Below are 25725 nucleotides of genomic sequence, written 5' to 3' on the forward strand. Positions count from 1 at the left end.
GCGCTTGGGGGCGCGCGGTGCGACCCCCCCCACCCGCACCCCCTCGCGGGTGGGGCCCCCCCCCGGCCCCGGCGCGGGCCGCCACAACCCCCCCCCCCCCCCCCCCCCCCGGGGGGGGCCTCTTCGCATCCCGGCACCCGTGCCACAGCGAACCGTCCGACCACCAGGGGCAGCATGACCGACGTCGACCTCGAGTTCGCCCGGGTCCGCCAGGTACTCGACCGTCCGACGCTCCGACTGATGTCGCGTCCGACGAGCGCCGCGGTCGTCTCGGTGTTCCGCACGGTGTTCGACCGCGACGTGCAGTACGTCCCGGCCGACCGGATGCACCTGCAGGTCGAGGAGCACGTCGCGCGCCTGCAGGCCACGGGTGCGCGGGTGCCGGCGAGCGACTCCACGACCGGTGACCTGCCGGCCGGCGAGGCCCCGCGTCCGAACGGCCGGTCGCTCTGCCGCGAGTGGGTGGCCGCGCAGTGGCTGGTCCGCTCGAACTCCCCCGACGGCGACGAGCAGTACAGCCTGACCAGTCACGCTCTCGAAGCCCTGAGCCTGATCGACGCGCTGTCCTCCGAGCGCGCACTCATCAGCGAGAGCCGCCTGGCGATGATCGTCGACGCCGTGCACCGCTGGGCCGCCCGTGCCGAACCCGACCGGGACACCCAGGTCCGCCGGCTCGACGCCCAGATCGCCGAGCTGCAGGCCGAACGCGACCGCCTGGCCCGCGGCGACGAGGTCGTCACGGTCGACGAGGACCGGATGCGCGACGGCTACACGAACATCACCGACCTGATCCGCCAGCTGCCGAGCGACTTCAAGCGCGTCGAGGAAGCGGTCGCGACGATGCACCGCGAGATCGTCGAGGACTTCCGACAAGAGGTCCGCCCGATCGGCGAGATCCTCGACGACTACCTCGCCCGCACCGACAACCTGATGGAGTCGACCCCCGAGGGCCGGGCGTTCCAGGGAGCGTTCGAGCTGCTGCGTGACGACGCCCTGCTCCTCCGGCTCCGCGACGACATCACCACGATCCTCGAGCACCCGTTCGCGGGCTCCCTCAGCCCGACCGAACGGCGGACCTTCCGTGGCACGGTCGGCATCCTCCGCCAGGGCATCGAGGACGTCCTCGCCCAGCGCCGGATGCTGACGGCCACGCTCCGCGACCAGATCGTCGCCCACGATGTGGTGCGCGACCGCGAACTCGACGCCGTGCTCCGCTCCGTCAACCGCGGCCTGGCTGCCTGGATGGACGCCGGCTCGGCCCGCGACCGCGTCCCGCTCGGACTGCTGCCGCCGTCCGCCGCGGTCGGCACGCTCCGCGAACGGTTCTACGACCCGGACGCCGAGTCCGTGCCGCCGCCGATCGAGGAACCGGACGACGACGTGTTCGAGGATCTCGACGTCGAGTCACTCCGCCGCCACGGCGGTCCGCTGCTCGCCGAGCTGCGCGACGTCCTGGCGCACGCTGCAACCGGCTCCAGCGTCGAGGCCTTCCACGCGCTGCCCGCCGAGCAGCGCCGGCCCGTCGAGCTCTTCGGACTCGCCCACCTGCTCACCGGACACGACGACTTCGAGGCGGGCACGGCCTCCGCCCCGCACCACACGGTCCGGCCCGACGGCGAGCCGGTCACCTTCCACATGCCCACCGCCGCCCTCGCCCCGGCGGGCGACGCACCGCACCACGACGACGAACCCGGCCAGGAGGCACGGTGAGCGACACGACGCCAGCACCCGTCCACGACGAGGTCACCTCGGTCGACGACGGACTCGACGACGCGACCGGTGCGTACGAGCACGCGGCCGAGTCCGAGTCTGAGTCCGAGTCCGAGCGGGACGAGAGCACCTTCGCGCTGTTCGAGGGTGACGAGGGTCGCCTCGACGAACCGCAGCGCCGTGCCCTTGTCGCGCTGCTGCGCCACCCGTACGTCAGCGCCCGCACACACAGTGACGAGTGGCGCGCCGTCCTGGACGCCGAACACCAGCTGCGGTCGCGACTCAACGACCTGTTCCTCGAACTGCACGTCGATCGGGACCGCGAGGTCGCCTTCAAGCGCCAGGCCCGGTCCGAGAGCACCCGACGCGGCTTCCCGACCCTGCTCCGTGACGCCCCGTACACCCGCGAGGAGACGATCGTCCTCGTCTACCTGCGGATGCGCCTGCGAGCCGACGCCCGACCGGGGCCCGACCAGGTCGTCGTGGACCGGGCCGAGATCCTCGGGCACGTCTCCGGGTTCCGGCCGGCGACCGCGACCGACCGCACCCGCGACGAGGCCCGCGTGGCGAAGGCGATCGAGCGCCTGGTGACGGCCCGGGTGCTGCTGAAGACCACCGACCCGGACCGCTTCCGGATCGCGAGCGTCATCGAGGTCCTCCTGCCCCTCGAGCGACTGGTCGAGCTCGACCGGTGGCTGACGAGCACGGCGCTGCGGAACGCGACCACCGACGGGGGTGCGGCGACCGACGGGGGCGATCCGGGCCTCCCGGCCAGCGAGGACGACACCGACGTCGAGACCGACACCGACGCCGAGCCGGACACCGGGACCGACGGCGACGACACCGAGGAGGACCGCGCGTGAGCACCGTCGACATCGACACCACGGGCATCCCCGCCCTGTTCGACACCGTCGCGCAGTGGCGCGCCGAGTCCATGCAGGTCGTCAACTGGGGCGGCTTCCAGGGCCACCGCCAGGTCGAGCTCTCCGGCACGGCGACGCTCATCTCCGGTGCCTCCGGAACCGGCAAGTCGACGCTGATGGACGCCTACCTGGCGGTCATGATGCCGTCCGACGTGCCGTTCAACGGCGCCTCGAACGACGCGACGACCGGGCGTGCCCGGAGCGCCGACCAGCGGAACCTGCTGACCTACCTGCGCGGCAAGGTCGACACCCGGCGTGACCCGGAGACCGGCGCGCTCAAGGACGTCACGCTCCGCGGCGACGAGCAGACCACGTGGGGCGCCGTCGCCGTCACGTTCCGGAACGACGACGAGCGGCGGTTCACCGTCCTCCGCGCCTACATCGTGCCGCGCCGTGCCCGCGGTGTGGCGGACATCCAGATGACCATGGCGACCGTCGACGACGTGTTCGACCTGCGTCGGCTCGAGGACTTCGTGCCCTCCCGGTTCGCCCACCTCGAGCTCACCGGCCGGATCCCGGGGCTCGTGATCCGCGACACCTACCAGGAGCTCGCGTACACGCTGCAGACCCGGCTGGGCATCGGCGACTCCGGTGGCGGCAACCGGGCGATGCGCCTGCTCGCTCGCATCCAGGCCGGGCAGCACATGCCGACCGTCGACGCCCTCTACAAGTCCCTCGTGCTCGAAACCCCCGGCACGTACGAGGCGGCCGACCGTGCCCTCGCGCACTTCGCCGCCCTCGACGAGGCGTACGAGGCGATGGACACCGAGGAGCGCAAGGTCCGCATCCTCTCCCCCATCACCGAGCTGCACGACGAGATCGAACGCTCCCGTGCGGCCGCGGCAGCCCTCGACGGCATCGCGACCGGCGCCGACGTCTCCCCCTTCGCGCACTGGACGGCGTCGCGGAAGCGGGAGCTGCTCGACCTGGAGGTCGAACGGAACACCCGTGAGCGCACCGCCACGCGCGCCGAGGTCGAGGCCGCCTCGGCCCGGCACGCCGCGGTGGAGGTCGAACTGCGGGACGCCGAGGCCCGGCTGCGCGACTCCGGCGGCAACGCGCTGGCGCAGCTCGAGGACCGCATCGACCGCGGCACCCGGGAACGCGCCGCCGTCGCCCGCACCCGCGAGGTCTTCGACGAGCGCACCGCTCCCCTCGGCGAACCGCTGAGCACCGAGGCCGAGTTCACCGAGGCGCAGCGTGCCAGCCACGAGTTCCTCGGCACCTACGGCGCCCGTCGCGACGACCTGGACAGCCGTCGCGACGCGCTCACCCGCGAGGAGTACCCGCTCCTCGACCGCGAGCGGACCCTGCGCCAGGAGCGCCGGTCGCTCGAGCACCGTCAGGGCGCCATGCCGCTGCCGATGCACGAGGCCCGCGTCGCGATGGCCCGGGCCGCCGGCCTCGACCCCGCTGACGTCCCCTTCGTCGCCGAACTGCTCGACGTGCTGCCCGCCGAGGAACAGTGGCGCGCCGCGATCGAGTCCGTGCTCGCCCCGGTCGCCCGCACCCTGCTCGTCGACGAGGACCGCCTCGACGACTTCAGCGCCGCCATCGACTCCCTGCGCCTGCCGGTGCGGGTGCAGTTCGAGGGGGTCCCGATGGGGCCGCACCTCGACCTGCCGGGTGACAGCTCGATGGTCTCCGGCAAGCTCGCGATCAAGCCCTCCCCGTTCAGCACGTGGGTCCGGGAGCGGATCGAGTCCGACCGGATCGACGCACGCTGCGTCGAGGACGCCGCCGACCTGGGCGGTGGCGGACGCCGTGTCACCGCCGCCGGGCAGCTCCGCGACGGCCGCCGCGGCGCCCACGGCGACCGTCGCCAGGCGAACGTCATCGGCTTCACGAACGAGTCACGGGTCCGCTCCGTCGAGACCGAGCTCGCCGAGATCGCCGCGGACCTCACCGCCCTGGAGGCCCGCCGCACCGACATCGCGCAGGACCTGGCCGCCCTCGACGCGCTCCGCACCGCCCACCAGCACCGCGTGGACGTCACGTGGGACGCCGTCGACGTGGCCGGCGCCGACGCGTCGCTCACCCGCCTGGAGGACGAGCGGCAGGCCCTCCTGGCCGCCGACGACGGGTTGCGGACGCTCCGCGAGTCGGTCGCCCGCCTGCGTTCGGCACTCGACGAGGCCGCCGACCGCCGCTCCGCCGCACGCCTGAGCGTCAAGCGGCTCGAGGAACGCCACGCGGTGCTCGTCGACGGCCAGGACGCCGCCAGCGAGATCCTGGAGCGCTTCACCGATGCGCCGGAGCGGCTGCCGGACGAGCAGCAGGAACGCCTGCTCGCCGAGGCCTTCGACGAGGTCGGGGCCCCTGACGGCGTGGACGGCTTCGACGACGCGACCAAACGCCTCCGGAGGCGACTCGAGGAGCGGCTGTCGCAAGCCCTCGACGGCGCCGCGACCGCCTCGGTGGCGCTCACCACGACGTTCGAGCGCTACCAGGACGCGTGGGCGGACCCGAACCTCGGCACCGGGGTGGCGTCGTACCCGGACTACCGGGCGATCCTCGACCAGATCGTCGCCACGGGCCTCCACGCCCGACGCAGCGAGTGGCGTCGCCGGTTGTCGCAGTGGAGCGGCGAGGACCTCGTGCCGCTCTCGGGCGCCTTCGACCGCGCGGTCGTGGAGATCGAGGAGCGGCTCGAGCCGGTCAACGAGATCCTGCGCGACCTGCCGTTCGGCGCCAACCGCGACCGGTTGAAGATCGTGATCCGCCGGGTCACCCGCGAGGACGTCACCCAGTTCCGCAAGGAGCTCCGCGCCCTGTCCGCGTCGGTCGACACCGAGCTGACCGACGACGTCCTCGAGACCCGGTTCCGACGCCTGCGCCGGTTCATGGCCGTCATCCGGCCCGACCCGGAGTCCCCGCGCGGCCGGACGACGCAGCGGGACGCCGTCCTCGACGTCCGCCGGCACATGGAGATCACGGCCGTCCGCTACAACACCGCGGGCGACGACCTGGGCGTGTACTCGTCGCTCGGCGACAAGTCCGGTGGGGAGACGCAGGAGCTCGTGGCGTTCATCGTCGGCGCGGCGCTGCGGTACCAGCTCGGCGACGAGACCCGGCCCCGGCCACGGTTCGCCCCGGTGTTCCTCGACGAGGCGTTCATCAAGGCCGACTCCGAGTTCGCCGGGCGTGCCGTGACGGCGTGGCTGCGGCTCGGGTTCCAGCTCGTGGTCAGTGCGCCGCTCGACAAGGTCACGGCCCTGGAGCCGTCGATGGAGCGGCTGCTGTCGATGCGGAAGCACCCGGACACCGGGTACTCGTCGGTGACGGAGATCCGGCGGGACTGAGTCCGGCTCCGGGTCCTTGCCGGTTCTGCCGGGTCGCTGCCGGTTCGCTGCCGATTCGTTCGTGGGGCTCCGGCGGTAGGGTCGTGGCGTGTTCGGACGTCGCGCTCCCCGCCCTGCTGCCCACGACGACCCCGCCGGGGCGGTGCCCTCGGACGTCCCGGTGCTCGGCATCGGTGCCGTCGTCCGGGTGGTCCCGTCGGACCGCGGCGACCAGTGGGCGGACGACCCGATCGGGCTCATCGTCGCTCCGGGAGGCGCGCAGCTCGCCGGGTACGCCGGCGCCGGTGTGCGGGTGGCCTGGGTCGTCGAGTTCGACGAGCCCGCCTACACGACGAACGGCCGCGGCCCGTTCGAGCGCGCGACCGTCCAGAGTCGTCAGTTGGTGCCGGTCCCGATGGAGCCGGAGACCGTGGACGCCGGAGCGTCCTGACCGGTCAGTACTCTTCGGAGCCGGACTTCATCATGGCGGCGAAGGCCAGGCAGGTCCCGAAGCCACCGAGGACGCCGATGCCGATGATGATGCCTGCGATGAGCTCGAGCATGGGGTGACTCCTCGTGGTCCGGTGCTGTTCAGCTGTGGCCAAGGCTACCGGATGGCGCCTGTCCGACGTGCGGTGCCGCGCGCGCTGCCCGCGGCGGCGCGGAGCTAGCGGATGCCGCGCATGAGTCGGAGGACCGGCCGGGCGATGACGAGCAGGACGATGCCGACCACGACGGCGACCAGGCCGAGGACCGTGAAGTACGGCGCCTCGTTCTCCGGGTCGTAGTACCGCGAGAGCACACCGGTCAGCGCCGTCCCGAGCGACACCGACAGGAAGAACAGCGCGACCATCTGCGTCTGGAACTTCGACGGCGCGAGCTTCGTGGCGACGGACTGCCCGGACGGCGAGAGCAGCAGCTCCGCGATGGTGAACACGAGCAGGATGCCGACCAGGGCGAGCAGCGGCGTGCCGTTCTCCCCGGTGCCGACGAAGGGCAGGAAGAGCAGGAACGCCACGCCCATGATCCCGGTGCCCAGGCCGAACTTGGTCGGGGTGGACGGCTGGCGGTCGCCCAGGCGTGTCCACAGCGCGGCGAAGAGCCCGGACAGCGCGATGATCATGATCGGGTTGATCGACTGCACCCACGACACCGGCATCGGGAAGCCGAACAGGTCGCGGTCCAGGCGCTGGTCGGCGTAGACCGTCACGACGGTGAACTGCTGCTGGTAGAGCGACCAGAACACCGCGCTGCCGATGAACAGCGGGATGAACGCGAACACCCGGGAGCGCTCGTCCGAGGTCAGGCCGCTGGACAGGATCACCACGAAGTACGCGATGGTGGCGACGACCACGACGGCGACCACCACGACCGGCAGCGTCGAGACGTTGAGCAGTCCGGTGAGCACGGCCACCGCGACGACCACGACCGCGACGACGGCCACGACGACGACCAGCGGGTACCGCGACCGCGGCAGCGGGTTCGTGACGTGCTGCACCGCGTCGGGGAGCTTCCGACGGCGGACCGCGTACTGCACGAGTCCCGCAGCCATGCCGACCGCGGCGAGCCCGAAGCCGTAGTGGAAGCCGAGCGTCGACTGCAGCAGCCCGGTGAGCAGCGGCCCGGCGAACCCGCCGAGGTTCACCCCCAGGTAGTAGAGCGAGAACCCGGCATCGCGGCGCGGGTCGTCCCGCGTGTACAGCGAGCCGACGATCGTCGTCGCGGTGGCCTTGAGCCCGCCGGACCCGAGTGCGATGAGCACGAGGCCGACGCCGATGCCCGCGACGCCCGGCACCAGGGCGAGTGCGATGTGCCCGAGCATCACGACGACGGCGCTGCCGAACAGGGTGCGGTCCGCACCGATCAGCCGGTCCGCGACCCAGGCGCCGATGATCGTGAAGAGGTACACCGACCCGCCGTAGGCGCCCATGATCCCCTTGGCGAGACCCTCGTCGATGCCCAGGCCGCCACGCGTGACCGAGTAGTACATGTACAGCAGGACGATGCCCTGCATGCCGTAGAACGAGAAGCGCTCCCACAGCTCGACGGCGAAGGGCGTGGACAGCTCGAACGGCTGCCCGAAGAAAGTGCGTCCGGCGCTGCGCCGCTCGGGCTTCGTGGTGCTCGACATGGCGGAGAGTGTGCCCCTGGAACGGGGGCCGTACCGAATCGTTGCCAGGGTCTCGACCGATGTCCCGGGCGGGTCTTGGAGGGTTCCCACGAACGGCGCCGGGTCGCCGGGCCGCCCGGTTGTCGCCCTGGCACGGCTGTCATGCCATCCGCACCGCCGGTGCCTACGCTGGCCTGGTCGGACCGCCGTGCAGTGACGCGGTCCGTGCACCGTGCAGTCCAGGAGGCACCCGATGGTCGACATCGCACCAGTCCGCAGCAACGCCGAACGCCGCCCGACCGACACCGGCAGCGCGCCGAAGGCCGACGCCACCGGTGACCCGGCCGCGGGGACCCCGACCGGCAGCACCGACACCGACGTCCGCATCGACGTCGACCTGCTCGCCGAGCACCTGCTCGGTCGTTGGGCGGAGGACCGCCGGATCTCCCGCCGCCTGGCCCGCGACCCCGCGCTGCACAAGATCGAGGGACAGCCGATCGCCGAACACCGCGCCCGGGTCTTCGAGCAGCTCCGCATCCTGGTCGACGCCGGCGCGATCCAGCGCCCCTACCCGCTCGAGTTCGGCGGCCAGGACAACCACGGCGGCAACCTGGCGGCGTTCGAGGAGCTCACCGTCGCGGACCCGTCGCTGCAGATCAAGGCCGGCGTGCAGTGGGGGCTCTTCGCCTCCGCCGTGCACCACCTCGGCACCGAGCGGAACCACCGCGAGTTCCTGCCCGGCATCATCGCCTTCGACGTCCCCGGCTGCTTCGCGATGACGGAGACCGGCCACGGTTCCGACGTGCAGAACATCGCCACCAGCGCGACCTACGACCCGGAGACGCAGGAGTTCGTGGTGCACACGCCGTTCCGCGGTGCGTGGAAGGACTACATCGGCAACGCCGCCCTGCACGGCAAGGCCGCCGTCGTGTTCGCCAAGCTCGTCACCCAGGGCGTCGACCACGGCGTGCACGCGTTCTACGTCCCGCTGCGCGACGACGACGGCTTCCTGCCCGGGGTCGGCGGCGAGGACGACGGCGTCAAGGGCGGCCTCAACGGCATCGACAACGGACGGATTTGGTTCGACCACGTCCGGATCCCCCGCACGAACCTGCTCAACCGCTACGGCGACGTCGCCGAGGACGGCACCTACTCCTCGCCCATCGAGTCCCCCGGCCGCCGGTTCTTCACCATGCTCGGCACCCTCGTGCAGGGTCGGGTCTCGCTCGACGGTGCCGCGGTCGTCGCGCAGAAGGTCGGCCTGCAGATCGCCCTGACCTACGCCATGCAGCGCCGGCAGTTCCCGACCGGTGACGGGCAGGAGGGCGTGCTCCTCGACTACGGCCGTCACCAGCGCCGCCTGATCCCGCGTCTGGCGACGGTGTTCGCGCAGTCGTTCGCCCACGAGAAGTTGCTGCAGACCTTCGACGACGTGTTCAGCGGACGGGCCGACACCCCGGAGCGCCGCGAGGACCTCGAGACCCAGGCCGCGGCGTTCAAGTCGATGTCGACCTGGTCGGCCCTCGACACGCTGCAGGAGTGCCGGGAGGCGACCGGCGGCGCGGGGTTCCTCGCCGAGAACCGGATCACGAGCCTCCGGTCCGACCTGGACGTGTACGTGACGTTCGAGGGCGACAACACCGTGCTGTTGCAGCTCGTCGGCAAGCGCCTGCTGACCGACTTCCGCAAGGCCGCGCCGCGGGATGCCGCGTCGACCGCGAAGTTCGTCGCCGCCCAGGTCGGGTCGAAGCTCGCTGACGCCACGGGCCTCCGTCGACTCGGTCAGACCGTTTCGGACCGCGGGTCGCTCGCGGCCTCGGTCACCGACCTGCAGGACGCCGGCACCCAGCGAGCACTGCTGGCCGGGCGTGTCGAGACGATGGTGACCGAGATCGGGATGCGACTGCGCACCGCGGGCAAGGACCGTGCCCGCGCGGCCGTGCTGCTCAACCGGTCGCAGCACGAGCTCATCGAGGCGTCGAAGGCGCACGCGGAGCTCATGCAGTGGGACGCGTTCACCGACGCGATCGCGGATGTGCCGCCGGGTGACACGCAGACCGTGCTCGTCTGGCTGCGGGACCTGTTCGCCCTCGGGCTGATCGAGCAGCACCTCGACTGGCACCTGCTGCACGGCCGGCTGTCGGCGCAGCGGGCCCGTGCGGTGTCGGCGTACGTCGACCGGCTCGTGGCGCGGATCCGCCCGGTCGTCCCGCAGTTGCTCGAGTCCTTCGGCTACGAGCCCGAGCACGTCCGCTCTCCCATCGCCGCCGGTGCCGAGCAGGCCCGCCAGGACGAGGCCCGCGCCTGGTACGCCGCCGAGCGTGCTGCCGGTCGTCTCCCCGAGCAGGAGAAGAAGCCCCGCCCGTAGGCGCGACCCGAACCTGCACGACGGCATCCGCCCGGTACCGCGACTTCTCGCGGTGCCGGGCGGTTCCCGTCCGCGCCGCGGGCGGCGCTGGCGCGGCGAGGACCCGCACAACAGGAACCCGCGCGAACCGCGGGATCCCGCGGCGCGGGCCGGGCGCGGTTCGGCGCAGCCGAACGCCGCCGCGCGTCGGGAGGCGCGCAGCGCCGCGCGGCGGCGGCCGCGGCGGCAGCCGCGCGCAGCGCGTCAGTCGGCGGCGGGAGGCCGCGGAGCGCCGAGCGCGGCGCGCAAGCGCGCCTCGGCGTCGTCGTCGGCGCCTGCGGCGGCGGCGACGTTCGCCTCGGCCACGGCCCGGACGACCTCTTCGCGCTGGATCTTCACGCCACGCGGGGCGTCGATCCCGATGCGCACGCCGTCTCCGCGGGAGTCGAGCACCGTGATGACGATGTCGTCACCGATGAGGATCCGCTCGCCGACCTTCCGCGTGAGTACCAGCACCGGACCAGCCTAGCGACTCCCCCGCCGACGACCCGGCAGCGACGAGCACCGGCACCAGCACCGGCACGGGTCAGAGCGTGCGGACCGGGACCCCGAGCAAGCGGACGGTCTCCGGGGTGGCGGTCTCCTCGGCACCGATCGCCAGGACGCCGGCGATCGGCACCCCGACCTCGACCACGGCGGTCAGCATCGCGACGGCGTCCTCGTGTTTCCGCCCGACGTCGACGACGACCCACACCTGGTCCGGCGCGAGCGAGGCGGTGGTCGCCACGTCCGTCCACGCGGCGACCGCGAGCAGCGCCACGCCGTCGCGGACCGCATCGGCACGGGCGAGGATCCCGCTCCGCCGGTCCGAGGCGGCCGTCGCACGCAGCCCGTGCCGGTTCGCGAAGACCCCGGCGGCGGCGTCCACGTCGGTGGCGCGGCCGACGAGCAGCACCAGGTCGCCGTCGGCCGAACGGACGGCGGGTGCGGGCGGCGGGACCGGTGTCTGCACGGCCGCGGTGACGGTGTTCGCGGCAGCCGCGGCGCCGGGGGCGAGCAGCTCGGCACGCAGGTCGGCCCAGGGGTCGGTCTCCGCGCCTCCCGGCAGGCTGGTGACGGCGCCCTCGGTGACGGACGGGAGGCCCGACTCGCCCGGCACAGATCGGCCGGCGGCCCGGCGCGGCTGAGCCAGCCCGTCGGACGCGAAGCCGTCGAGGACGGACGCGAAGGCGTCCGCACGGGTGCCCGCGGTGCCGTCGGTCTCGGCGATGCGGGACTCGGCCGCCTCGGCGTCCGCGAGGAGCGCTGCGATCCCGACCCGCTTGGCCGGGGAGGAGGCGATGGCGACCCGGGCGGTGGGCGGGTCGAGCGGGTCGGGGACCTCGATGACGGCCTCGACGTGTGCCTTCCGGAACAGCCCGGCGACCCCGCCGGTGGTGACCCGTTCGGCGGAGACGATGCGGGCGCCGGGGCCGAACTCGGCGAGGACGCTGGCGCGGACCTCGTCGAGCGTGGCGCCGCTACGCTGCGATCGGATCGGCGGCACGGACCACTCCCACGGTCTCGATGGTGGAGCCCGCGGCGGTGGCCTCCTGGTACGACAGCACCGGCAGGCCGTTCGCCTGCGCGGACACCATGCGGTGCACGGCCGGGCGGAGCTGGGGTGCACAGACCAGGACGGCGGACAGGCCCTGGTCCTCGACGGCGCGGACCGAGTCGCGCACCGAGCCGAGGACCTGTTCGATGCGGTGTGCGTCGAGCAGGATCTGGCTGCCCTGTTCGGACGGTCGGAGTCCTTCGAGCATCGCCTGCTCGAGCACCGGGTCGATCATGATGACGCGCAGGACGGTGCCGTCGAGGTGTCGGGCGGCCAGCGCGGGTCCGAGTGCGGCGCGTGCCGACTCGACCAGGCCCTCCGGGTCGGTGGAGACCTTCGCGCGGAGGGTCAGGGCCTCGCAGATCCGGCCGAGGTCGTTGATCGGCACCCGCTCGGCGAGCAGTCCCTGCAGCACGCGCTGCAGTTCGGCCATCGACAGCATGGCGGGGACGAGTTCCTCGACGGCGGCGGGGTTGACCTGCTTGACGCCCTCGGCCAGGACCTTGACGTCCTCGCGGGTGAGCAGGCGGGCGGCGTTGTCACCGATGACGGCCTGCAGGTGGGTGACGAGCACGGACACGCGGTCGATCACGGTCGCGCCGGTCATCTCGGCGGCGTGCCGGAGTTCCGCGGGGACCCACTTGCCGGCCAGGCCGAACACCGGCTCGACGGTCGGGTCGCCGGGCAGGCCGTCGAGCTGTTCACCGAGGGCCAGGACGCTCCGCGCGGGGGCGGTGCCTCGGCCGGCCTCGACCCCGGCGATGCGGATGGCGTAGGTCGCGGGCGGCAGGTCGATGCTGTCGCGGGTGCGCACCGGCGGCACGACGATGCCCATGTCGACGGCGATCTTCCGGCGGAGTGCCCGGACCCGGCCGAGCAGGTCGTCGGAGGCGCCGGAGACCATGTCGACGAGGTCGGGGGCGAGCAGGATCTCGAGGGCGTGCACGCGCATCTGCTCGAGGAGGTCCTCGGGGGTGTCGCTCGTGGGGACGGCTGCCTCGAGCGCCTGTTGCTCGGCAGCCGTGGCGGCGGCGCGTTTGGCGTTCTGGCCGATCCGCCACCCGGTGAACAGCAGCGTCGCGCCGATGAGCAGGAACGGCAGGATCGGCATGCCGGGGATGAACCCCATCGCGATGGCGGCCGCACCGGCGATCATCAGGGCGGTGCGGGACTGCGACAGCTGGTCGGACGCCGACGTGCCGATGTCGGACTCGGCGCCGGACCGGGTGACGATCATGCCGGTCGACACGGCCATCAGGAGCGCCGGGATCTGGGACACCAGGCCGTCACCGATGGTGAGGATGCCGTAGTGCGACAGGGCGTCGGTGATCGACATGCCGTTCTGCAGCATGCCGATCGCGATGCCGCCGACCAGGTTGATGACGAGGATCAGGATGCCGGCGATCGCGTCGCCCTTGACGAACTTCGACGCACCGTCCATCGCGCCGTAGAAGTCGGCCTCGGCGGACACCGCGGCACGCCGTTCCTTGGCCTGCACGTCCGTGATGAGTCCGGCGTTGAGGTCCGCGTCGATCGCCATCTGCTTGCCGGGCATCGCGTCGAGGGTGAAGCGTGCGCCGACCTCGGCGACGCGCTCGGCGCCCTTCGTGACGACGACGAACTGGATCACCACGAGGATGAGGAAGATCACCGCGCCGATGATGACCGAGCCGGCGACGGCGACGTGCCCGAACGCCTGGATGACGTCGCCGGCGAAGCCCTGTGCCAGCACGAGCCGGGTCGAGGCGACGTTGAGTCCGAGCCGGAACAGCGTCGCGACGAGCAGCAGCGACGGGAACACCGAGAAGTCGAGCGGCTTCTTGACGAACAGCGTCGTCAGCAGGATCACCAGCGCCAGCAGGATGTTGCAGATGATGAGGACGTCCAGCAGGAACGGCGGCACCGGCAGGATCAGCAGCAGGATGATGCCGACGATGAGCACCGGGACGGCGAACTTCGGCAGGTCGGCGCGCTTCATGCGGGGAGGGCCTCTCCGGGAGTGTGGTCGGTGACGGGACGCGGGGTCCGGAGCTTCCGGGGGCGGACGTCGCCGCTGAGCGTGGTCGGGTCGAGCACGGTGGCGACCTCCTCCGGGGTGGTGGGACGGGGCGGGGTGTGGGTGCCGGCGGTGGCCCCGCGGGCGGCGAGGGTCATGACGAAGGACAGGACGCGGGCGACGGGCGTGTACAGGTCGACCGGGATCTCCTGGCCGAGCTCGCACGCGGCGTGCAGTGCCCGGGTGAGCGGGATGTCCTGCACCATCGGCACGCGTTCCTCGGTCGCCTTCTGGCGGATGGCGTCGGCGACCGGACCGGCCCCTTTGGCGACGACGCGGGGTGCGGACTTGCCGGCCTCGTACCTGATGGCGACGGCGTAGTGCGTCGGGTTGGTCATCACGACGTCGGCGGTGCCGATCGCGGCGATCATCCGGTTCCGGCTGGCGGCGAGCTGACGCGAGCGTCGCTGCGACTTCACGAGCGGGTCGCCCTCGGCCTGCTTGTTCTCGTCCTTCACCTCGCGCTTGGTCATCATGGTGCGCTTGCGGTTCCGCCGGACGACCACGAACACGTCGAGGGCGGCGAGGACGAGCCCGGCGGCGATCGCGGCCCGGAGCAGGGTGCCCGCGCCGTCGCCGGCGGCCTCGAGGACGCTCGTCAGCGGCAGCGACCCGCTCGACATCAGGACGGGGACGAGGCCCTGGACGGCGAACCACAGCACCAGACCGACGACCGCGGTCTTCAGCAGTGCCTTCAGCCCGTTCCAGAGCGCCTGGGTGCCGAACACCCGCTTCACGCCCGCGATGGGGTCGAAGTGCTCCGGCTCGGGGGTCAGCTTCTTGAAGTGGACGCCGCCCTGCGCGACCGCGACGGCGAGCACGGCGACCGCGACGACGCCGAGCATCGGACCGACGGTGCTGCCGATCGAGGCGAGGGCGTCGTCGAGCACGTGCCGCATGGTGCCGATGCTCGGGTCGGCGATGACGAGCGTCACGGCGTGCAGCTGCTGCTGCCCGGCGGCCGAGGCGTGCCCGATCGTGGACGGGATCATGAGCGCGGCGACGGCGATGCCGATCCACGCGCTGAGGTCCTGCGAGCGGCCGAGCTGCCCCTTCCGGTGCACCTCGCGCATCCGCTTGTCGGATGCCTGTTCGGAGCGTTCTCCGCTGTCGGACACGTCGTCACCCCCTGCCCGTGATCGCCTGGACGGCGTCGCCGGTGAGCGAGGACACCACGCTCGGCAGCGCCATGAACAGCGCGCCGGCGAACAGGACGGTGAGGCCGATCTTGATCGGGAAGCCCATCTGGAACGCGTTGAGCGCCGGGGCGACACGGGTCAGCAGGCCGAGCCCGACGTCGGCCAGGAACAGGACGACGACGAGCGGACCGGCGATCTGCAGTGCGGCGAGGAACATCTGCCCGAACGCGGCGACGAGCATCGGTGCGACGCCGTCGATCGGGAACCGGCCGTCCACCAGCGGGACGCCGTCGAACGATCGCACGAGGCCGCCGATGATGAGCTGGTACCCGCCCGAGGCGAACAGCAGCGCGAGTGACGCCATCTGGAACAGCCGGGTGAACTGGGCGCCGTTCACCTGGGACTGCGGGTCGTACGCCTGCGCCAGGGTGAACCCGCCGAACAGGTCGACGAGCGCACCGGCGGACTGCACGGCCGCGAACACCAGGTACACCATGAAGCCCAGCACCAGGCCGACGAGCAGCTGGGTGACGAGGGCGACCAGGAACGCCGCGGTGTCGAGCTGCTCGTACCCGGCGGTGACCTTCGGGGCGACGCCGATCGCGAGCCCCAGGCCGAGGATGACCTTCACCACGCCGGGGAACGCCTTGTACGAGAACGGCGGGGCGACGACGAAGAACGCGACGAGCCGGACCCCGGCGAGCATCGTGCCCTCGAGTCGGGCGGCGTCGAAGACCAGGTCCATCAGCCGCTCCCGAGCAGCTTCGGGATCATGTCGAACGCCACGTGGGTGAACGCGATCATCTCGGAGATCATCCAGTTGCCGCAGACGACCAGCGCGATGGCGACGGCCAGGGCCTTCGGCACGAACGAGAGCGTGACCTCCTGGATCTGCGTCACCGACTGGAACAGCGAGATCGCGAAGCCGACGACGAGGGACGTGATGAGCACGGGCGCGGCGAGCTTGCCGGCGACGAGGAGCGCCTGGAGGGTCAGGTCGATGACCGCCTGCTGGTTCACGAGGGGCCCCCGGACGTGGTGCGGCTAGACAACGTGGTAGCTCTCGATGAGGGACGTGATGATGAGCCCCCAGCCGTCCACCAGGACGAACAGCAGGATCTTGAACGGCAGCGAGATCATCACCGGCGGGAGCATCATCATGCCCATCGACATCAGTGCCGCGGAGACGACGAGGTCGATGACGAGGAACGGGATGAAGATGACGAACCCGATGATGAACGCGCTGCGGAGCTCGGAGATGATGAACGCCGGGATGACGGTGGTCATCGGCACGGCGCCCATGTCCTTCGGGTTCGCCTGACCGGCGGCGCGGGTGATGAGGGCGACGTCCTCGTCACGGGTCTGGTGCAGCATGAAGGTCCGGAGCGGCTTGGTGCCGATCTCGACGGCCTGCTGGAAGTCGAGGTGCCCGGCCAGGTACGGCTGCAGGGCGTCGTCGTTGACGTGCCCGATCACCGGCGCCATCACGAAGAGCGACAGGAACAGTGCGAGTCCGGCGATCACCTGGTTCGGCGGGGTCGACTGCAGGCCGAGTGCGTTCCGGGTCATGGCGAGGACGACGAAGATCTTCGTGAACGACGTCATCATGAGCAGCAGCGCCGGGGCGACGCTGAGCAGCGTGATCCCGATGAGGGTGACGACCGCCGACGACGGCGTGCCGTCGGGACCGTTCACGTCGACGCTGAAGCCGCCGGTGGACGGCGTCGGCGGGGCGGTCGGTGCCGTCGGCGCGGTCGGCTGGACGACCCCGGCCGCGTGGGCGCCGGTCGTGGTGAGCATGAGGTACCCGGCGACGACGGTCACACCGAGCAGGACGAGCAGCAGGAGCCGACCCGTGCGGGCCGCGCTCACCCGGTCCGCCGGGAGCGGAGCGCCGACGCCGCCTGGCGCCAGGTGTCCGCGGAGAGGACGGAGCCCTGCAGCTGGGCGGCGGTCGGGACGACCGGGTTCGTCCGCGGTGCGGCACGCCGTCCGCGGGGCCGGAGCGGCAGGACGTCGTCGGACACGGACACGGTCGCGGCTGCGCCGGTGTCGGTGTCGGACGGGAGGCCCGCCCCACCCTCGTCCTGCCGGTCCAGTTCCGCACGGAACGCGTCAGCCGTCGGCAGCGCGACCGGACCCGTCACGATCGTGAGCTCCGGCGCGGGCGCCTGGCCGCTCGTGAGGAGGGTCACGCCGTGCTCGGCCACGCCGAGGACGAGCCGCTGTCCGTCGACGTCCACCACGACGACGCTCGCCTTGCCGCCGATGCCCTGCCGGGCGACGACCTCGAGCGACGCCGAACGGCGCCCCCGGGTGCGTCCGGCGCCGAACTGCCCCTTCTGCATGCGTCGGTGCAGCGCCCACATGAGGGCGAGCACCACGCCGAGGGAGAGCGCGACGCGGAGCGCGATGACGAGCGTGTCCACCGGGTCAGACCGTCTCGGCGACGTCGAGGATCTTGGTGATGCGGACGGCGTAGTCCTGGTCGACGACGACGACCTCGCCGTGCGCGATGAGTCGGCCGTTGAGGAGCACGTCGGCGGGGGCACCGGCCGAGCGGTCGAGTTCGACGACGGCGCCGGGCTCCATGCCGAGCACGTCGCGCACCGACATCCGGGTGCGGCCGATCTCCACGGTGAGGGTCATCTCGACGCTGTTGATGCGACCGAGGTTGCCGGCGGACAGGACCGGGGCGGCCGTGACCGGTTCGGCGACGGTGCCGTTCTCGCGGATCCGGATCGCGACCCAGCCCATCGGCTGCCCGGCGGCGGTGAGGGCGAACACCACGGCCTCCGGGTCGGCGACGAGCGCGACGGCGGAGTCGCGGCGGCCCTCGCCGAGCACACCGGCCCCGAGCGGGGCGACCGCGGCCTCGAGCGAGGGGCGGAGCACGTCGGCGACGGACACGAGCCCGGAGTCGACGCCACCGGCGGCGGTGATCGCGGCGAGGTCGAGCAGCACCACGGCGAGGTCCGCGGAGACGCCACCGACGAAGGAGGCGACCACGGCGTCGGCGGCACGTGCCTGCAGGTCGGCGGACGGGCCTCCCGGCTGGGCGACGGCGACGAGCGGGACGGCGGTGGGCAGCGCGCTGGCGAGCGCCTCGGCCGCGGTCGTGTGCAGGGTGGAGGTGACGACGGTCATGCGGACGGCTCCGATGCGGTGGTGGTGACGACGACGCCCGCGAGCCGCGAGCCGTTCGCGCCGACGGCGGCGGTGCCGACGGGTTCACCGTCGACGGAGATGGTGAGCGGGCGGTGCTGCGGGTGCGGCAGCGGCAGCACGTCGCCGACGGCGAGGCCGAGGACCTGCGCCGGCAGGACGGTGGCCGGGGCGAAGCGGAGCGAGACGCCGACCGGCACGGACGCGAGCTGCGCGTCGAGCAGGGCCTTCGCGTCGGCGGTGGAGACGTCGGCGGGGCGGTCGACGAGCTGCGGCAGGACGGCCTCGGCGGGCAGCGCGAGGGTGCCGGCGGCGACGCGCTCCCCCACGCGGATCTCGAAGGACGCGACGATCATCAGGTCGGACTTCTGCGCGGCCTGGGCGAACTGGCTGTTGAACTGGAAGGCACCGGCCGTGACGGTCTGGTCGAGCAGCCCGCCGAGCGAGTACCGGAGGTCGTCGAGCGCGTCCTCGACCAGGCGGCGCACGAGGGCCTGCTCGATCGGGGTGAAGGTGCGCTCGGGCGTCGGCAGCGGCTTCGAGGCGCCGAGCGAGTGCGAGACCCACGTCAGGGCGGCGTCGAGCGGCACCTGCAGGACACCCTTGGCGGGGACGCCCTCGATGGGCAGCAGGACCATGCCGGTGAGGGCGGGCAGCGACGCGGCGTACTCGTCGTAGGTCATCATCGCGACCTGCTCGCACGTGACCTGGCTGAGGACACGGACCTTGGCGGTCAGCTGCGTGCCCCACTGGCGGGCGAACGTCTCGAAGGCGAGTTCGAGGACCCGGGCGTGCTCACGAGCGAGCGTCGACGGGCGCGCGAAGTCGTACACCTCGGGCGCGGTCAGGGTCTCGGTCACGAGTCGTACTCTCGGCCGCCGGAGAGCGGCCGTCAGCTCTGGCCCCTCTTCTGGGGCGACGGTCGCGCCTACCCGGAACGGGCTCCGTCCTGCGCCTTCGCCAGGCTCGGCATGAGGGCGCTGACGTCCTGGTCGGCGTTCGACAGCACCACGATGTCGACCCGGCGGTTGAGCGCGAGGTCCTGGTCGGTGCTGCCCTTCGCGAGCGGCCGGCTGGAGCCGAAGCCGACGGACTGGATCCGGGCGGCCGGCATGCTGCCGCGTTCGACCAGGTCGCGGAGCACCCCGGTGGCGCGGGCGGCACTGAGCTCCCAGTTCGTGGCGTACGGGGCGGTGGAGTTCCGGCTGTCGGCGTGGCCTTCGACGCTGACGTCGTGGTCGGCACCGCGGAGGACCGGGGCGATGGCGTCCATGATCCGCTTCGCCTGGTCGGACAGGTCGGCGCTGTTCGTGCCGAAGTACGTCTCGCTGCCGATCAGCCGGACGGTGAGGCCGCGGGCGTCGACCGTGAACTGCACGTTCGTCGACTGCCCGGCCTTGTCGAGGTTGCCCTTGATCGCCGCCTCGATGGCCTTCAGGTCGTCGAGTTCGGCCTGCGCCGCCTTGACGTCGGCCTTGGTCGCGGTGGCCGGGACGACGGTCGAGGCCGGATCGACGTTGGTGTCCTTCGTGCCCGACGCCGCGGTGGAGTGGTCGGCCTGGGCCTTGTCGACCGAGTAGCCGGAACCGTCCTCGACCTGGTCCTTCGTGACGACGGTGCCGGACGCGGTGTCGACCTTCTGCGACTTCACCTCGCCGAACCCGGTGGCGAGCGAGTTCTTCAGCGCGATGTACTTCTCCTGGTCGACGGTCGACATCGCGAACAGCACCAGGAACATGCACATCAGCACCGTGATCATGTCCATGTACGACGCCATCCAGCGCTCGTCGGGGTGTTCGGCCTCGTCGTGGCCGCCCTTCTTCCGACCGCGACCACGGCCGCGGGGGTCGGCGCTCATGCTCAGGCCGCCAGCTGCTGGTCGTCGGCGCCGGCCTTCGCCTTCGCGCCCTTGCCCGAGTCCCCGCGCGCACTCGGCGGGACCATCGCGGTGAGACGCTCGCCGAGGAGACGCGGCTGGCTGCCCGCCTGCACGGCCAGGAGGCCCTCCATCAGCAGCGTCTGCCGGTCCGACTCGAGCTGTGCGAGCTTCCGGAGCTTGCCGCCGATCGGCAGCCAGAGGAAGTTCGCGGTGAGCAGGCCCCAGAGGGTCGCCACGAAGGCGCTGGCGATGAGCGGGCCGAGCTCGTCCGGCTTGCCGAGGTTCGCCAGGACGTGGGTGAGCGAGACGACGGTGCCGATGATGCCGACGGTCGGGGCGAAGCCACCGAGTCCCATGAAGAACGAGCTCGCGCTCCGCATCGGTGCCGCGTTCGACTCGATCTCGTCCTCGAGCAGGATCCGGAGCTCGTCGCCGTCGGTGCCGTCGGCGATGTTCTGCAGCGCCTTCTTCATGAACGGGTCGTCGTGCTTGTCGGCCTCCTGCTCGAGCGCGAGCAGGCCGTTCGAACGGGCGGTCTCGGCCAGCCCGACGACGTCGTCGATGACGGTCTGCGGCGGGGTGACCTTGCCGGTGAACGCCTTCGGGGCGGACTTGAACGCCGAGAGGGCGTCCTTCAGCGTGGTGCTGGCGATCCCGGCGCCGATGGTCGCACCGAACACGAGCAGGATCGGCGCGGGGAGGAACAGCCCGCCGAGCTCGACGTGCTCCATCTCGATCATGCCGAGGAGGGCGCCGAAGGCCAGGAGGATCCCGATGATGGTCGCGATGTCCACGTCAGCGACCCCCGTCCTGCGTGCGGAGCGGAGCGACCGGCGCGAGCGTCGGCTGCGGGCCGGTGGCGTCGCGGCCGATGGGCAGGTCGGTGCCGTACGCCATGCTGACGATCCGTGCCCGGTAGGTGGCGATGCGGTCGATGACCTCGGCCAGGGACTCGCGGACGATGTACTTCGCCCCGTCGACCATGATGAGCGTCGTGTCCGGCGTCTCCTGGATGCGCTCCACGAGATCGGGGTTCACAGCGAATCCGCTGCCGTTCAGTCGTGTGACGACGATCATGGCCCGTCCTGGTTCTCGATCGACCCGCCGCCGTCCGTGGGGCAGGTGTTCGACCGCCCGTCCGTGGGTGGTCAGTGCGCACTATCGGCGGACGCGTCCGGTCCGTAAGTGCAGAACGGACGGGAGGCGCGTGGCGGTGTCGCCACGGGCCGCCCGTCCGTCAGGTGGTCGGGTCCGTGGGTCAGACGACCGCGATCTCGTTCGGCACGCCCGGCAGACGGTCGCTCGTCGCGACGACGTCGCCGGTCTCGAGGTCCACCGCGGTGACGCGGCGCTCCGCCGGGTCGGTGACGTAGGCGATGCCATCGACGACCTTGAGCGCGGGGTGGGCGTCCTGCCACTCGGCCGGTCCCTCCCACGCATCGATCACCGGGACGGTGTCGAGGGACTTCCCGGTCTCCTCGTCGAGGACGTGCAGGGCGCCGTCGCTGCCGAGGACGACCGCCGAGTCGCCGGGGCCACGCGCCAGGTCCCGGAAGGTGAAGCCGACGCCGTCGGGCAGGTCCGCGACCCGGTACTCGCCGGTTGCCGCGTCGACGAGGGCGACCTGGTCGAGCAGGTACCCCTCGGCGTCCGGGTCGTCGTTGAAGTCACCCACGGCGATGCTCGACGTCTCGGTCGTGAACAGGTTGCCGCTGCGGCCGTACTCGGTCGGTGCGTCGAGCTTCTCGAACGCCCCGTCTCGGTACACGAGCGCACCGTCGCTGCAGCCGAAGACGGCGACCTCGTCGGCCACCGCGCCCTCGCCGTGCACGTCGGGGCACTCCTCGCTGCGGGCGGTCTCCTGCCCGTCGGCGTCGAGCGCGCGGACGCCGGAGCGGGACTCCTCGGTGCCGATCGTGGTGAGGAGCGTGCCGTCCTCGAGCTCGATCGCGACGCCGTGGTGGGCGGCCTCGGACTCGGTCGTGTCGGCGTCCGGCAGCTCCCCCGACGCGACGGCGGTGCCGAGGTCGGCGGTGTCGAAGGTCGTCACGTCGCCCGAGCCGTCGGCGAACAGCGCCGTGCGGTCACCGTGCACGACGACGTGTCCGCCGGTGTCCGCCGGGAACGTGAGGTCGGTCAGGGCCGTCTCACCGGTCGTGCCGGCGGCGGTGTCGAGGACGCGGAATCCCTCGGGCACCGTGACCAGGACGTGCCGGTCGTCGCCGGCCGGGTTGACGCGGGTGAAGCCGTCGACGTCGTGCTCGCCGACGACGTGCAGGTCCTGGTCGAGGACGAGCAGGCCGCCGTCGACGGTCAGCGTGACGCGGTGGCCGGTGTCGGTGCGCGCGGGGTCGGTGGTCGCGGTGTCCGAGGCGCGGGTGCCCGCCGGACGGTCGGCGCTGGCGCAACCGGTGAGGAGCAGGGCGGCGGTGCCGAGCAGCACGGCCGGAGCGAGGAGTCGTTTCGTCGTCATGGTCGACACTGTATTGATTCTCATTCTCATGTGCGAGCCGACAGGCCGTCGACGATCGCCGCGGTGTTCGACCGCATCATCTCCAGGTACGTCGCGGCACCCTGACCCTCGGCGCTGAGCGACTCGGTGGCGAGGGACCGGATCCGGACGTGGACGTCGGCCTCGTCCGCCAGCACCTCGGCGAGTCGGGCCGGTTGCGAGGCGTCGACGAAGACCGTGGGCACGCCGGCGTCCTCGATCGCCGTGGCCAGGTCACGGAGGTCGGCGGCACTCGGGGACGCCAGCGTCGTCCCGCTCGGGATCACCGCTCCGACGACGCGGAAGTCGAACCGGTCGGCGAGGTAGCCGAAGACGTGGTGGTTCGTCACGAGTGCCCGGCGGTCCTCCGGCAGCGCCGCGAAGGCCGCCGTCATGTCCTGGTCGAGGTCGGTCAGGTCGTCGCGGTAGTCGTCCAGCGCCGTGCCGAGCCGGGCGTCGTCGAGCCCGGGGACGTCGTGCAGCTCGGTACCGAGTGCGTCGACGACGGCCCGCATCCGCGCGGGGTCGGTCCAGAAGTGCGGGTCCGGTCCGCTGGCGTCCTCGGTGGTCCACTCGAGCACGTCGATCACGTCCCCGGCGGTGAACACCCGGGCACCGTCGGTCTCGGCTGCCCGGACGTGCCGAGCCACCCCCTCCTCGAGCCCCAGACCGTTCTCGACCACGAGGTCGGCGGAACGCATCCGCGCGGCCTGCTGGGCGGAGACCTCGAACGAGTGCGGGTCGGCACCCGCGGGCATCAGCACCTCGACGTCCGCGCTCTCGCCGAGCACCTGCTCGACGACGTCGCCGAGGATGTTCGTGGTGACGACGACGAGCGGTCGGTCGCTCCCGCCGGCGGCGGTGCAGCCAGCAGCTCCGAGCGTCGCGAGCACCGCGGCGGTGGCGAGGGCGGCGCGCAGGACCCGGGTCACCGGCCGACCTCGGCGAGGACGTCGGGGCGGACCAGGACGTCGATCGACCGGGCGAGGCGCGCGTCGTCGGCGAAGTCGATCTCGTGCACGACTGACCGCGACGGGTCAGCCAGGTAGGCGCGATGCGCGTCGAGCTGCAGCGTGGCGTCGGCGGCGGGCGCGACCAGCGGTCCGGTCTCGACCCGGTGCCGCTGCCCGTCGGACCAGACCACGATCCTCCCGTCCGTGTCGAGGGCGACGACGTGCTCGTCGGCGTCGTCGACCGCGACCACCTGCACGAGTGGACGCGCGGTCGGGACGTGCTCCCAGGTGCGCTCGCGTGTGTCGAGGAGCCAGTACCCGGTGTCCCCGGCGAGGGCGGCGACCGTCGGCCGACCGGTGCGGCTCGCGAAGTCGGTCGCGCGCGGCAGACCAGCGGGTGCGGCGATCGTCTCGACGACGGGGTCGCCGCCGTCGGGGTCCTCGGTCACGAGGACGGCACCGTCGGCACACCCGACCACGGCACCGACGCGGGTCGTGATGCCACCCGAGGGGTCGGCGCAGTCAGCTCCGACGCCGGTCGACCGGCCGTCACCGGCGAGCACCTCGACGCGGTCCCGCTCGGCGTCGCCGGCGACGAGGGACGTGCCCAGCGGCAGGAGCACCCCCGCGCCGTCGACGGTCGCGGTGGGCCGGACCTCCCCCTGGCCGAGTGCGGCACGGTCGAGCGCGACGGCGGTCGCCGCGTCCGGCCACGCCACGGTCGTGACGGTCTCGGAGGACGCCACCGCCAGGGGGCCGCCCGTGTCGAGCGAGCCGACGACGCGGGCGGAGGCGTCGTAGTAGTGCGTGTGGTCACCGTGGTCGACGGTCCACGAGCCGCCGTCGACGATCGTGGAGCCAGATCCGTCACTGGTGACGAGGAAGCGTCCGTCTGTCGCCGCGTGCCGCGGTGCGGGGACGGTGTCGAGCGCGTCGGACTCCCCCGTGAGCAGGTCGTGCAGCGCGACCCGCCCGTCGGTGTCCGCCACGACCAGCCGGAGCTGGGGTTCCGGCGCTTCGGTGGCGCCGGCGACGAAGCCGTGCGGGGCGGCCGTCGCGGACGACGACGCACCGCGTTCCGCCCCGGGGGGACCGGACGGGGAGCAGGCGGTCAGGACGAGCGTGGCTGCGACGCCGAGGGACGCGGGGCCGACGATCCGGCCAGGGTGGGTGCGGAGGTGGTGCATGGTTCCTTCCGGGGGTTCGGGACGAGGAGCTGGACGGCACGACGAAGTCCGTGCGAGGCGGCCACGGCGGCGATCGCGATGAGGGCGATGCTCGCGCCGGCCGCGGTGCCGGCGTGCCACGAGACGAGGAGCCCGGTGGCGACCGCCGCGACCCCGAGGACCGCGCCGAGCACCATCGTCTGGGCGGTGCCGCGGGTCCAGGCCCGGGCGGCGGCCGCCGGGGCCAGGAGCAGTCCGACGACCAGGAGCGTGCCGACGGCGCGGTACGAGGCCACGACCGCCAGGGTCACCAGGGCGACGAGGACCACCTCCGCCAGCCGTGGACGCAGCCCCAGCGTGCGGGCCTTCCGCGGGTCGAAGGCGGTGGCGGTGAAGGACCGATGGAAGAGGCCCGTGACGACCAGGGCGACGGCGGCCGCGACGGTCAGTGTGACGACGTCGGTGGTGGTCACGGCCAGCACGTCGCCGAACAGGATCGCGGTGACGTCGGTGGCGAAGGAGCGCGACCCGGACACGATGATCACCCCGAGCGCGAGCATGCCGACGAAGAGCAGTCCGATCGCGGTGTCGACCGACAGCCCGCGACGTCGACGGAGCGCCTGCACGCCGAGCACCATCACGCCGGCACTGACCGCGGCGCCGAGGACCGCCGGCACACCGGTCAGTGTGGCGACCGCGACCCCGGGGAGCATGCCGTGTGCGAGCGCCTCGCCGAGGAACGCCATCCCCCGGACGAGCACCCACGTGCCGACGACCGCGCAGAGCACCGCGGCGGTTGCCCCGGCGGCGAGGGCTCGGAGCATGAAGTCGACGGAGAAGGGATCGGTCAGCCAGGTCACGGTCCCGAACGCTACATGAAAACGATTCTCCTTACTGATAGTCTCCTC

23 protein-coding genes are annotated in these 25725 nt (G+C 72.4%); 5 read left to right on the forward strand and 18 right to left on the reverse strand.

Annotated elements, in window-relative coordinates; all coding sequences use genetic code 11:
- Positions 1 to 174: 174 nt before the first annotated feature.
- From QCD68_RS09895 to QCD68_RS09910, 4 genes are all read left to right on the forward strand, one after another.
- A complete protein-coding gene (locus QCD68_RS09895; RefSeq protein WP_253463026.1) occupies positions 175 to 1710 on the forward strand; it encodes a DUF3375 family protein in 1536 nt (511 codons plus the stop codon).
- Positions 1707 to 2573, forward strand: coding sequence for a DUF4194 domain-containing protein (locus QCD68_RS09900; RefSeq protein WP_290156054.1), 867 nt, complete (start codon positions 1707 to 1709; stop codon positions 2571 to 2573). The genes QCD68_RS09895 and QCD68_RS09900 overlap by 4 nt, the downstream gene beginning before the upstream one ends.
- Entirely contained in the window at positions 2570 to 5935 is a 3366-nt protein-coding gene (locus QCD68_RS09905) for an ATP-binding protein (RefSeq protein WP_301222900.1), read from the forward strand. Before QCD68_RS09900 ends, QCD68_RS09905 begins: the two co-directional genes overlap by 4 nt.
- Positions 5936 to 6023: 88 nt before the next feature.
- Positions 6024 to 6365 carry a hypothetical protein gene (locus tag QCD68_RS09910; RefSeq protein WP_301222901.1) on the forward strand — a complete coding sequence of 114 codons (342 nt, stop codon included), beginning with the start codon at positions 6024 to 6026 and terminating at the stop codon, positions 6363 to 6365.
- Positions 6366 to 6581: 216 nt separating this feature from the next.
- Here QCD68_RS09910 and QCD68_RS09915 read toward each other — a convergent pair whose 3' ends face one another.
- Positions 6582 to 8045 carry a peptide MFS transporter gene (locus tag QCD68_RS09915; RefSeq protein ID WP_301222902.1) on the reverse strand — a complete coding sequence of 488 codons (1464 nt, stop codon included), beginning with the start codon at positions 8043 to 8045 and terminating at the stop codon, positions 6582 to 6584.
- 232 nt (positions 8046 to 8277) lie between these two features.
- Between QCD68_RS09915 and QCD68_RS09920 the strand changes: the two genes are divergently transcribed.
- Positions 8278 to 10392, forward strand: coding sequence for an acyl-CoA dehydrogenase family protein (locus QCD68_RS09920; RefSeq protein WP_301222903.1), 2115 nt, complete (start codon positions 8278 to 8280; stop codon positions 10390 to 10392).
- A gap of 243 nt (positions 10393 to 10635) precedes the next feature.
- Here the strand turns inward: QCD68_RS09920 and csrA are convergent, their stop codons facing one another.
- The 17 genes from csrA to aztB form a co-directional block, all read right to left on the reverse strand.
- The gene (csrA, locus tag QCD68_RS09925) at positions 10636 to 10887 is read right to left on the reverse strand and encodes a carbon storage regulator CsrA (RefSeq protein WP_111044175.1); all 252 of its coding nucleotides are present in this window, start codon (positions 10885 to 10887) and stop codon (positions 10636 to 10638) included.
- A 70-nt stretch (positions 10888 to 10957) separates the two neighbouring features.
- Positions 10958 to 11917, reverse strand: coding sequence for a hypothetical protein (locus tag QCD68_RS09930; RefSeq protein ID WP_301222904.1), 960 nt, complete (start codon positions 11915 to 11917; stop codon positions 10958 to 10960).
- Entirely contained in the window at positions 11892 to 13946 is a 2055-nt protein-coding gene (locus QCD68_RS09935; RefSeq protein ID WP_111073367.1) for a flagellar biosynthesis protein FlhA, read from the reverse strand. Before QCD68_RS09935 ends, QCD68_RS09930 begins: the two co-directional genes overlap by 26 nt.
- Positions 13943 to 15142 (reverse strand): EscU/YscU/HrcU family type III secretion system export apparatus switch protein, encoded by a 1200-nt coding sequence (locus QCD68_RS09940; RefSeq protein WP_301222905.1) that lies wholly within the window; start codon positions 15140 to 15142, stop codon positions 13943 to 13945. Before QCD68_RS09940 ends, QCD68_RS09935 begins: the two co-directional genes overlap by 4 nt.
- Positions 15143 to 15146: 4 nt before the next feature.
- Positions 15147 to 15908, reverse strand: a complete 762-nt coding sequence (locus QCD68_RS09945) for a flagellar biosynthetic protein FliR (protein ID WP_111073365.1) — start codon at positions 15906 to 15908, stop codon at positions 15147 to 15149.
- The gene (locus QCD68_RS09950; protein WP_110902510.1) at positions 15908 to 16183 is read right to left on the reverse strand and encodes a flagellar biosynthetic protein FliQ; all 276 of its coding nucleotides are present in this window, start codon (positions 16181 to 16183) and stop codon (positions 15908 to 15910) included. Before QCD68_RS09950 ends, QCD68_RS09945 begins: the two co-directional genes overlap by 1 nt.
- Positions 16184 to 16207: 24 nt before the next feature.
- Positions 16208 to 17035, reverse strand: coding sequence for a flagellar type III secretion system pore protein FliP (gene fliP, locus QCD68_RS09955; protein ID WP_301222906.1), 828 nt, complete (start codon positions 17033 to 17035; stop codon positions 16208 to 16210).
- Positions 17032 to 17592 (reverse strand): FliO/MopB family protein, encoded by a 561-nt coding sequence (locus tag QCD68_RS09960; RefSeq protein WP_301222907.1) that lies wholly within the window; start codon positions 17590 to 17592, stop codon positions 17032 to 17034. The genes fliP and QCD68_RS09960 overlap by 4 nt, the downstream gene beginning before the upstream one ends.
- A gap of 4 nt (positions 17593 to 17596) precedes the next feature.
- Positions 17597 to 18310: a flagellar motor switch protein FliN gene (gene fliN, locus QCD68_RS09965; RefSeq protein ID WP_111073362.1), complete on the reverse strand. Its 714-nt coding sequence runs from the start codon at positions 18308 to 18310 to the stop codon at positions 17597 to 17599.
- A complete protein-coding gene (locus QCD68_RS09970) occupies positions 18307 to 19188 on the reverse strand; it encodes a flagellar motor switch protein FliM (RefSeq protein WP_111073361.1) in 882 nt (293 codons plus the stop codon). Before QCD68_RS09970 ends, fliN begins: the two co-directional genes overlap by 4 nt.
- Before the next feature lie 68 nt (positions 19189 to 19256).
- Complete coding sequence (locus tag QCD68_RS09975; RefSeq protein WP_301222908.1) at positions 19257 to 20186, reverse strand: OmpA/MotB family protein; 930 nt, start codon at positions 20184 to 20186, stop codon at positions 19257 to 19259.
- A 2-nt stretch (positions 20187 to 20188) separates the two neighbouring features.
- A complete protein-coding gene (locus QCD68_RS09980) occupies positions 20189 to 21001 on the reverse strand; it encodes a motility protein A (RefSeq protein WP_221851384.1) in 813 nt (270 codons plus the stop codon).
- Between the two features lies 1 nt (position 21002).
- Positions 21003 to 21284 (reverse strand): flagellar FlbD family protein, encoded by a 282-nt coding sequence (locus QCD68_RS09985; RefSeq protein ID WP_111073358.1) that lies wholly within the window; start codon positions 21282 to 21284, stop codon positions 21003 to 21005.
- A 181-nt stretch (positions 21285 to 21465) separates the two neighbouring features.
- Positions 21466 to 22680: a hypothetical protein gene (locus QCD68_RS09990; protein ID WP_301222909.1), complete on the reverse strand. Its 1215-nt coding sequence runs from the start codon at positions 22678 to 22680 to the stop codon at positions 21466 to 21468.
- A gap of 26 nt (positions 22681 to 22706) precedes the next feature.
- The gene (gene aztC / locus QCD68_RS09995) at positions 22707 to 23630 is read right to left on the reverse strand and encodes a zinc ABC transporter substrate-binding protein AztC (RefSeq protein ID WP_441005180.1); all 924 of its coding nucleotides are present in this window, start codon (positions 23628 to 23630) and stop codon (positions 22707 to 22709) included.
- Positions 23627 to 24838 carry an ABC transporter gene (locus QCD68_RS10000; protein WP_301222910.1) on the reverse strand — a complete coding sequence of 404 codons (1212 nt, stop codon included), beginning with the start codon at positions 24836 to 24838 and terminating at the stop codon, positions 23627 to 23629. Before QCD68_RS10000 ends, aztC begins: the two co-directional genes overlap by 4 nt.
- A complete protein-coding gene (gene aztB, locus QCD68_RS10005; RefSeq protein ID WP_301222911.1) occupies positions 24763 to 25677 on the reverse strand; it encodes a zinc ABC transporter permease AztB in 915 nt (304 codons plus the stop codon). The genes QCD68_RS10000 and aztB overlap by 76 nt, the downstream gene beginning before the upstream one ends.
- Between the last annotated feature and the right edge of the window lie 48 nt (positions 25678 to 25725).

It is taken from the genome of Curtobacterium sp. PsM8 (assembly GCF_030433875.1).
Classification (GTDB): domain Bacteria; phylum Actinomycetota; class Actinomycetes; order Actinomycetales; family Microbacteriaceae; genus Curtobacterium.

Excerpts from the sequence above, each read along its gene's own strand:
- QCD68_RS09895 (WP_253463026.1), top strand. The coding sequence starts at position 175 with ATGACCGACGTCGACCTCGAGTTCGCCCGGGTCCGCCAGGTACTCGAC.
- QCD68_RS09915 (WP_301222902.1), bottom strand. The coding sequence starts at position 8,045 with ATGTCGAGCACCACGAAGCCCGAGCGGCGCAGCGCCGGACGCACTTTC.
- QCD68_RS09920 (WP_301222903.1), top strand. The coding sequence starts at position 8,278 with ATGGTCGACATCGCACCAGTCCGCAGCAACGCCGAACGCCGCCCGACC.
- QCD68_RS09935 (WP_111073367.1), bottom strand. The coding sequence starts at position 13,946 with ATGAAGCGCGCCGACCTGCCGAAGTTCGCCGTCCCGGTGCTCATCGTC.
- QCD68_RS09945 (WP_111073365.1), bottom strand. The coding sequence starts at position 15,908 with ATGGACCTGGTCTTCGACGCCGCCCGACTCGAGGGCACGATGCTCGCC.
- fliN (WP_111073362.1), bottom strand. The coding sequence starts at position 18,310 with ATGACCGTCGTCACCTCCACCCTGCACACGACCGCGGCCGAGGCGCTC.
- QCD68_RS09975 (WP_301222908.1), bottom strand. The coding sequence starts at position 20,186 with ATGAGCGCCGACCCCCGCGGCCGTGGTCGCGGTCGGAAGAAGGGCGGC.
- QCD68_RS09985 (WP_111073358.1), bottom strand. The coding sequence starts at position 21,284 with ATGATCGTCGTCACACGACTGAACGGCAGCGGATTCGCTGTGAACCCC.
- QCD68_RS09990 (WP_301222909.1), bottom strand. The coding sequence starts at position 22,680 with ATGACGACGAAACGACTCCTCGCTCCGGCCGTGCTGCTCGGCACCGCC.
- QCD68_RS10000 (WP_301222910.1), bottom strand. The coding sequence starts at position 24,838 with ATGCACCACCTCCGCACCCACCCTGGCCGGATCGTCGGCCCCGCGTCC.